This window comes from Pedobacter sp. 05T44 (assembly GCF_056395985.1).
This window is the reverse complement of the sequence record NZ_JBFTKO010000036.1, coordinates 1-8,406: the sequence shown is the minus strand read 5'-3', so window position 1 is coordinate 8,406 and position 8,406 is coordinate 1. Positions and strand designations below refer to the sequence as shown.

The following is an 8,406-nucleotide window of genomic DNA, read 5'->3' as shown; positions in this document are numbered from 1 at the left end:
GTTTTATGCATGGTTTTACCAAGAACTATGTAAAAGTTAAAGCTAAATATGACCCGGTAATGGTAAATGAAATCAAAACCGTAAAACTTATTGAGCTTACCGCCGATGGTGAGGTAGAAGTTGCCGAAACAGAAGAAGTTTTAGCGCATTAATACTATATTCGCATAAAACTTTTTTATACGTATGTTTCCTACTGTATCTCATTTTTTAGAATATCTTTTTGGTATACAAGTCCCATTGCCGTTTAACACCTTTGGTGTTTTTGTCGCTTTAGCTTTTATTGCTGGTTACTGGGCTTTTACTCATGAGTTTAAACGTAAGGAAGCACTTGGTATTCTTCATCCAATCAAAAAAACGATGACTATTGGTAAGCCTGCTACTACAACTGAGCTGGCTTATAATGGTGTATTCGGGTTCCTGATCGGGTATAAATTAGTTTATGCACTCTTAAACTATCAGCTGTTTGTAAGCGATGCCCAAACAGTACTTCTTTCATTAAAAGGTAATATACTTGGAGGCTTGTTTTTTGCTGGTTTGTTTGCTTACTGGGATTATAAAGAGAAAAATGCGCATAAATTACCCAAACCAAAAACTGTTGAAGTAACGCAGCACCCATATGAATTAATGGGTACTCTTATCGTTTGGGCCGCTATCTGGGGCTTTCTTGGAGCAAAGATATTCGATAACCTGGAACATTGGGACTCATTTGTAAAAGATCCTATCGGCAGCTTATTGTCATTTAGTGGTTTAACGTTTTACGGTGGACTAATCTGTGGCGGTGCTGCTGTTTTATATATCGCAAGGAAAAATAATATTAAAGTATTGCACATGCTTGATATTGGCGGACCAGGTATGATGCTTGCGTACAGTGTGGGCAGAATTGGTTGCCATATGTCTGGTGATGGCGACTGGGGAATCGCTAATCTAAACGCTAAGCCAATTTCATGGCTTCCGGATTGGTTATGGGCTTATACCTATCCAAATAACGTTGCTAACGAAGGAAATCCTATTGCGGGTTGCGTTGGCAGGTTCTGTAACGAATTACCTCAGCCGGTATACCCAACACCTATATATGAGGTAATCGTATGCTTTATACTGTTCCTGATCTTATGGAAGATCCGTGACCGTATTAAATCTCCGGGAATGATGTTTGGTATATACTTAATGCTAAACGGTCTGGAACGCTTCTTTATTGAATTGATCAGAGTAAATACTAAATATAATGTTGCCGGTATACATTTTACGCAGGCAGAGCTAATTTCAAGTATTCTGTTTTTGTCTGGCTTAGGTCTTGTTTTATATTCATACAAGAACAAAGAAAAGTTGGCTAACTATTAAAATTTTTTTCTGAGTTGAATTACGAATTAATATGTTCTAAGGTAATTGCTGTTACCCGCTTAACAGGCAATTTTATAAGAAAAGAGTCGATGAACTTCGATGCAGGTGCTGTCGAGTTCAAAGGCCTAAACGATATGGTTTCCTATGTAGATAAGAATGCTGAAAAGTTATTGGTTAGAAATTTAGCCAAGCTAATTCCTGAAGCAGGTTTTACTACTGAAGAAGAAACCATAAATAGCAAAGGTGCTGTTTACAATTGGATCATAGATCCATTAGATGGCACTACCAACTTTATTCATGGTGTTCCCACTTATTCTATAAGCATAGCGCTTTATGAAGAGGATAAACCCGTTGTTGGTGTAGTTTATGAGATAAACCGCGGAGAGATGTTTTATTCTTATAAAGGTGGCGATGCTTATTTAAACAACAAAGTGATTAAGGTTTCTTCCAGACCAGGTTTATCAGATTGTTTACTGGCTACAGGATTTCCATATTATCAGTTCGAGAAACAGGCACAATACATGCAGCTACTTTCAGAAATGATGCAGAAAACGCATGGCTTACGGCGCATAGGTTCGGCTGCGGTTGATTTAGCTTATGTAGCATGTGGCAGGTTCGATGCTTTCTTTGAGTATAACCTGAATGCCTGGGATGTTGCTGCCGGTGCTTTTCTGGTACAACAGGCAGGTGGAAATATATTAAACTTTGCCGGAGGCGATGAATTTCTAGAAACCAGAGAAATTCTGGCAACAAATGGCTTGATTGATGGTGAAATCTTAGAAGCTATTAAACGGAGTTTTAAAAGTTAATAGAATTAGTCGTGTTATCGCCACCATGTCATCCTGAAGTAAATTCAGGATGACAAAGATTATAAGAACAACATAAAACAAAAGAGCCTGTTTCAACATTGAAACAGGCTCTTTCTTTATATTTAAATCGGCTTACAAAGCTTCAGACACTACTTCTTTCACTTCAGGAACCATGCGTTGCAATAAATTCTGAATTCCTGATTTCAAGGTAATGGTAGAAGAAGGGCAACCGCTGCATGAACCTCTAAGCTCAACAGTTACAACACCCTCATCAAATGATTTGTAGCTAATTGCACCACCATCTTGTTCAACTGCCGGGCGAACATAATCATGTAGAATTTGCTGAATTTTAATCTCAAGATCTGTTCCTTCAAAAGTAGGTGTCTCATCAGATGTTTCTTCTTTTATTTTATATTCAGATTCAACAGCTCCTTTAACAAATTCTTTAAGAATTGGTTCGATATCCGGCCATTCAACACCCTCTGTTTTTGTAATCGTAACAAAGTTACTTGCAAAAAAAACACCATTAACAAAGTTGAACTTAAACAGTTCCTTTGCAAAAGGAGAGTGCTCAGCACTTTCTTTAGTTGCGAAATCTTCACTGCCATTGATCAATAATTTATTGACCATGAATTTCATTGTAGCAGGGTTTGGAGTTTGTTCAGTATATACGTTAATAGTCATTGTCTTCTTTTTTTCTACAAAAATAAATAATTCGTTGGTGCAATTTAAGGTATCGATGTCTGTTTTAGGTCATTATATCTAAAATACGCCCGTGTAGTTAAAAGGAGTGATGTTCTTTAATTCCTGTTTAATCTGATCATTCACATTTAAACCATCAATAAAGTTCGCCATGGTATCAGCAGTAATCTTCTGATTGGTACGGGTAAGATCTTTAAGTGCTTCGTATGGGTTAGGATAAGCCTCTCTTCTAAGTACAGTCTGAATTGCTTCAGCAACCACAGCCCAGTTGTTTTCAAGGTCGGCATTAATAGCTTCATTATTCAGCAATAATTTATTTAAACCTTTTAACGTAGATGCAATAGCTATTGTAGTGTGAGCAAGAGGCACGCCTACATTTCTAAGTACCGTAGAATCTGTAAGGTCCCTTTGTAAGCGTGAAATTGGTAATTTAGCCGCAAAAAATTCGAATAACGCATTTGCTATACCAGCATTACCCTCTGCATTTTCAAAATCAATAGGGTTTACTTTATGAGGCATTGCAGAAGAACCAACTTCACCTTCTTTAATCTTTTGTTTAAAGTAGTTTTTAGAAATGTACGCCCAAATGTCTCTATCAAGATCAATAATGATGTTGTTTATTCTTTTTAAAGCATCACATTGTGCAGCAAATTGATCATAATGCTCAATTTGAGTAGTATACTGAGCGCGCGAAAGGCCTAATATCTCATTTACAAAATTATTAGAGAAATCTACCCAGTTTACACCAGGATAAGCAATATGGTGTGCATTAAAATTACCTGTTGCACCGCCAAATTTTGCGCTGTTAGGGATGTTTTTTAAGTTATTTAACTGAATCTCTAAACGTTCAGCAAATACCATAAACTCTTTACCAAGTTTAGTAGGAGATGCAGGCTGTCCATGCGTATGTGCAAGTAAGGGCACATCTTTCCATTCAGTAGCCAGACTTTTTATTTTAGCAATCAACTCAGCTATTTGAGGATAGTAAACTTCATTTAAAGCTAGTTTAATAGTATAAGGTATAGCTGTGTTGTTGATATCCTGAGATGTTAATCCGAAATGGATAAACTCTTTATAAGCTTCGAGACCCAATTGATCAAATTGCTTTTTTATAAAATATTCAACCGCTTTAACATCATGATTGGTGATCTTTTCTGTGTCTTTAATTTCCTGAGCATGGTTATCATCAAACTGCTCATGAATTAAACGTAGTTTACCGTAAATAGATTTATCGAATTCTTTTAAACCAGGTAAGCCTGTTTCACAAAGTGCAATAAAGTATTCAATTTCTACAAATACTCTGTATTTTATTAATGCTGACTCTGAAAAATATTTAGAAAGGCTTTGAGTAGTGTTTCTATAACGTCCATCAACTGGAGAAATAGCTTGAAGAGGAGATAAATTCATGAATTTGACTTATTTTTACAAGCGCAAATGTAGCATTTATTAGCCTTTTAATGAAGTAAGGTTGCTGAAAAGCAAAACTTTGGATAACAAAAAAGGCCTTGGAGATTCCAAAGCCTTTTTTATTTTGTTAAAAATGACTAGTGTTTAGTTGAGTCAACAGTAGTAGTTACAGTAGTATCTTTTACAGTTGAATCAGTTACGTTAGTATCAACTTGAGTAACAACAGTAGATGAATCAGTTACAGTAGTATCTGTAGATTCACCTGTTTTCTCAGAGTTACAAGCTGCTACTGATAAAGAGATTGCTAAAGCTAAAAAGCCAAATTTAAATGCGTTTTTCATTCTAATTCTATTTTAAATAATTAATTAATTTTACAGATTAATACAGGAAAGTTTAAAAGGTAACCCACCTAATTGAAAAAAAAATAAAAAATATTTTAATGTGGGTTACTGGGTTACTCTTTATAGTATTGCCGTATTAAGGAAGAAATAAAAAAAGTAATTTTTTTTGTTATCATTGGGTTACCATTCACGTTTAAATGTATTAATTGGTGAGTAATAAGTTAAGCAGTTCAGTTCCAACAGATAGAGAGGTAGTTTTAGGGGTCTTAAATAACTCAGAAGAAGCGCTAAATAAATTGTATACGGGGTATTTTCCGATGATTTTACAGTTTATATTAAATAATAACGGTGATGAAGATGATGCAAAAGATGTGTATCAGGAAGGCATAATTGTTTTATATAATAAAATTAAAAGCGGAGATTTCGAGTTAAGCAGTAAACTAAAGACCTATATATACTCAGTCTGCAGACGTATTTGGTTAAAGAAGTTAGCACAGCAAAGCAAGAAAACCAATAACATCTCTGACTTTGAGGATGTGATAGCGATAGAAGAGGATGTTGAACAGCATGAAGAGAAGGATAGGCAATTTGATAAGATGCAAGAAGCACTCCTCCATTTAGGTGAACCCTGCAAGACCATTATTCAGGATTTTTATATTAACAACCTTTCCATGCAGGAAATTTGTGAAAAGTTTGGGTATACCAATACCGATAACGCAAAAACACAAAAATATAAGTGCTTACAAAGGTTAAAGAAATTATTTTTTCAATCGTGATATGAGGAACGAAATAGAGTTAGAGGGCATAATTGAAGATTACCTTAACGGTAAACTTACTGAGGCAGAAGCTACCGCTTTTGAGCAACTACGCTTAAATGATCCAACTGTTGATCATAAGGTTGTTGCGCACAAGGTTTTTCTGGATTCGTTAAAGGATTATGCCTCAAATCTTGATTTGAAAAACAAGATGGATCATGCACATGATCAGATCGATGTTGATGCTTTAAGCAGAAAGCTTGGACCTCATCCTTCGTTTATTGTTAATATGTGGCGTAAAAATAAATCAGCAATTGCTGTGGCCGCCTCTTTTATATTATTAACAATTGTTACCATTTATTCTATACAACAAACTACAGAGCAAACCGGTAGCTATAAACAAATGAGTGCTGAGCTTAGTAAGCTTAAAAGTTCTACCAATAACCTGATCAGAGATGTAAAATCAAGCCAGAATTCAAAGGTGCCTGTTAAGCCCGTGAAATTTGGCGGTACCGGTTTTGCAATTTCTTCTAACGGATATATCTTAACTAGCTATCACGTAGTCGAAAAATCTGATACGGTGTACGTTCAGAACAACAAAGGTGATCTTTATAAAGTTGATATTACCTATAAAGATCCTATTAATGACATTGCCATTCTAAAAATCATTGATAAAAAGTTTTCATTAGGCTCGTTACCTTACTCATTAAAAAAGGGTAAAGTTGGCCTCGGAGAATCTGTTTACACACTGGGTTATCCTAAAGATGAAGTAGTGTTAGGAATAGGCTATTTAAGTTCACAAAGTGGTTTTAATGGTGATACTTTAGCGTATCAGTTATCTCTTGATGTTAATCCAGGTAATAGTGGCGGGCCGCTATTAGATAATAGCGGAAACGTAATAGGCATAATCAATGCTAAAGAAAGCTATACAGACGGAGCAACCTTTGCGGTAAAAGCAAAGTTCCTTCAGGAAGCGTTAAGCTCTATCCCTCAGGATTCTATAGTGGGTAGGATATCTTCTGTTAGGAAGAGCAAATTATCGAAATTAGAGCCATCAAAACAGGTATCCAAAATTCAGGATTACGTGTTTATGATAAAAGGTTATAACTAATAACTAACACATAAATTTGAAACCCCGAAACTTTAATTTAGTTTCGGGGTTTTGCTTTATATAGAACTTTAAATATGGATTTCGGAAAAGTAACAGATAGCCAGATAAAGCATGTAAATTTTACATTGCCAAAAGATGGCATACAAACTTCAAAAACATTGTCGAAAGGTAAGCCGGCTAAAAACCCTGAGTTTTACGTTGGCTGTGCCAAATGGGGCCGAAAGGAATGGTTAAATATGATTTACCCAGCAAAAACCAAAGAAGCCGACTTTCTGGATCAATATGTAAAACATTTCAATTCTATTGAGCTGAATGCAGTTTTTTACAGCATCCCGAATGCAGAGCTGATTAAAAAATGGAAAGCCAAGGCTGAGGATAATTCCAATAATAGTTTTATTTTCTGTCCTAAATTTTCCAGAACAATCAGCCATATTAAAAGGCTAAAAGATGCAGAGGTACCAACAGATCTTTTTCTGGCAAGTATTTCTGAATTTGCTCAGTTCTTGGGGCCATGCTTTTTGCAGCTTGGAGATAACTTTACACCTAAGAGCCTGCCTGTTCTGGAAGAATACCTGAAATACCTGCCTACTGACCTTGCTGTTTTTGTGGAATTAAGGCACGAAGGATGGTTTTTGGAAGAAGCGAATAGGAACCAGGTGTTTGATATGTTTGCAAAGTTAAATAAGGGTGCAGTAATTACTGATGCAAGCGGCAGGAGAGACTGTGTGCACATGGAACTAACCATACCTGAAATATTTATTCGCTTTGTCGGAAATGGATCGGCACATCAGGATTCTGACTTTGCAAGGATAGACGATTGGGTGGTAAGAATTAAACAGTGGTTGGATAAAGGACTGGAAAAAGTGTACTTCTTTCTGCACCAACATGATGAAAAGGATACACCCATTCTTGCCGATTATACCATTAAACAGTTTAATAAGCACTTGGGAAGTAAGATTCCTGAAATTAATTTTATTACAAAAACAGGAGAATTATTTTAAATAGTATACTTAACTTGTAGACTTTAATATTTACTTTTAAACATTGTTATTTACTACTAAAATATATAATTATGAGTTTAAGAATAGGGGACGCAGCTCCCAATTTTAAGGCAGAAACTTCTATTGGTAATATCGATTTTTATGATTTTCTGGGAGATAGCTGGGGAGTCTTGTTTTCTCACCCTGCAGATTATACTCCGGTATGTACCACGGAACTTGGCCGTACTGCATCTTTAAAAGGAGAATTTGAAAAAAGAAATGTTAAAGTACTGGCGCTTAGCGTTGATTCTGCAGAGTCTCATAAAGGCTGGATTAAAGACATCAATGAAACTCAAAATACAAATGTAGAGTTTCCTATCATTGCAGATGAGGATAAGAAAGTTGCTGATCTCTATGATATGATCCATCCAAATGCATCAGAAACTTTAACTGTACGTTCGTTGTTCATCATCTCTCCTGATAAAAAGGTTAAATTGATGCTAACCTACCCTGCGTCTACAGGGCGTAACTTTAACGAAGTATTAAGAGTAATCGATTCATTACAACTTACCGCTAATTATAGCGTTGCAACTCCTGCAGATTGGGAAGATGGACAAGATGTTGTTGTAATGAACAGTATTAAAACAGAAGACATTCCTGCAAGGTTCCCCAAAGGACATAAAGTAATTAAACCTTATTTAAGAACTACACCTCAACCTAATAAGTAATAGTGTAATATAAGGATAAACAAAAAGCGAGGCATTTTTACAATGCCCCGCTTTTTGTTTTCTGGAATTCAATTTCTCCGCATTCTGTCGAGATGATTGTTATGACTCATGCAAGTATTTTTTAATATAATTTATGCCGCAATTAATTGATTACTGACATAAGGTTTCTGATGACTTACCACTGCAACCACTCTTAGGGCAATCTTATTTCTTATTGCATTTAAGATGCTCATGG

The 8,406-nt window shown here is 35.7% G+C and carries 9 protein-coding genes; 6 read left to right on the top strand and 3 right to left on the bottom strand.

All coding sequences use genetic code 11. The features are described 5' to 3' along the window. The first annotated feature begins 183 nt into the window (after nt 1–183). Together AC1DDK_RS26040 and AC1DDK_RS26035 are read left to right on the top strand one after the other, a co-directional pair. The gene (locus tag AC1DDK_RS26040) at nt 184–1,338 is read left to right on the top strand and encodes a prolipoprotein diacylglyceryl transferase (RefSeq protein ID WP_337716595.1); all 1,155 of its coding nucleotides are present in this window, start codon (nt 184–186) and stop codon (nt 1,336–1,338) included. 14 nt (nt 1,339–1,352) lie between these two features. Then, nucleotides 1,353–2,147 carry an inositol monophosphatase family protein gene (locus AC1DDK_RS26035; protein ID WP_288879044.1) on the top strand — a complete coding sequence of 265 codons (795 nt, stop codon included), beginning with the start codon at nt 1,353–1,355 and terminating at the stop codon, nt 2,145–2,147. A gap of 132 nt (nt 2,148–2,279) precedes the next feature. On the opposite strand, the gene AC1DDK_RS26030 is transcribed toward AC1DDK_RS26035, so the two are convergent. The 3 genes from AC1DDK_RS26030 to AC1DDK_RS26020 form a co-directional block, all read right to left on the bottom strand. After that, a complete protein-coding gene (locus AC1DDK_RS26030) occupies nt 2,280–2,831 on the bottom strand; it encodes a NifU family protein (RefSeq protein WP_048906593.1) in 552 nt (183 codons plus the stop codon). Nucleotides 2,832–2,909: 78 nt separating this feature from the next. Then, a complete protein-coding gene (gene purB / locus AC1DDK_RS26025) occupies nt 2,910–4,256 on the bottom strand; it encodes an adenylosuccinate lyase (protein ID WP_172659874.1) in 1,347 nt (448 codons plus the stop codon). Nucleotides 4,257–4,393: 137 nt separating this feature from the next. After that, entirely contained in the window at nt 4,394–4,597 is a 204-nt protein-coding gene (locus AC1DDK_RS26020) for a hypothetical protein (protein WP_048906591.1), read from the bottom strand. Between the two features lie 209 nt (nt 4,598–4,806). Here AC1DDK_RS26020 and AC1DDK_RS26015 point away from each other — a divergent pair, with 209 nt between their 5' ends. From AC1DDK_RS26015 to AC1DDK_RS26000, 4 genes are all read left to right on the top strand, one after another. After that, nucleotides 4,807–5,373 carry an RNA polymerase sigma factor gene (locus AC1DDK_RS26015; protein ID WP_048906590.1) on the top strand — a complete coding sequence of 189 codons (567 nt, stop codon included), beginning with the start codon at nt 4,807–4,809 and terminating at the stop codon, nt 5,371–5,373. Nucleotide 5,374: 1 nt separating this feature from the next. Further along, nucleotides 5,375–6,463, top strand: a complete 1,089-nt coding sequence (locus tag AC1DDK_RS26010; protein WP_288879045.1) for a S1C family serine protease — start codon at nt 5,375–5,377, stop codon at nt 6,461–6,463. Between the two features lie 74 nt (nt 6,464–6,537). Further along, complete coding sequence (locus AC1DDK_RS26005) at nt 6,538–7,464, top strand: DUF72 domain-containing protein (protein ID WP_288879046.1); 927 nt, start codon at nt 6,538–6,540, stop codon at nt 7,462–7,464. Nucleotides 7,465–7,535: 71 nt separating this feature from the next. After that, nucleotides 7,536–8,171: a peroxiredoxin gene (locus AC1DDK_RS26000; protein ID WP_172659878.1), complete on the top strand. Its 636-nt coding sequence runs from the start codon at nt 7,536–7,538 to the stop codon at nt 8,169–8,171. Nucleotides 8,172–8,406: the final 235 nt, after the last annotated feature.

Coding starts and splice junctions, on each gene's coding strand:
- AC1DDK_RS26000 (WP_172659878.1), top strand. CDS start 7,536: ATGAGTTTAAGAATAGGGGACGCAGCTCCCAATTTTAAGGCAGAAACT.
- purB (WP_172659874.1), bottom strand. CDS start 4,256: ATGAATTTATCTCCTCTTCAAGCTATTTCTCCAGTTGATGGACGTTAT.
- AC1DDK_RS26040 (WP_337716595.1), top strand. CDS start 184: ATGTTTCCTACTGTATCTCATTTTTTAGAATATCTTTTTGGTATACAA.
- AC1DDK_RS26030 (WP_048906593.1), bottom strand. CDS start 2,831: ATGACTATTAACGTATATACTGAACAAACTCCAAACCCTGCTACAATG.
- AC1DDK_RS26020 (WP_048906591.1), bottom strand. CDS start 4,597: ATGAAAAACGCATTTAAATTTGGCTTTTTAGCTTTAGCAATCTCTTTA.
- AC1DDK_RS26010 (WP_288879045.1), top strand. CDS start 5,375: ATGAGGAACGAAATAGAGTTAGAGGGCATAATTGAAGATTACCTTAAC.
- AC1DDK_RS26005 (WP_288879046.1), top strand. CDS start 6,538: ATGGATTTCGGAAAAGTAACAGATAGCCAGATAAAGCATGTAAATTTT.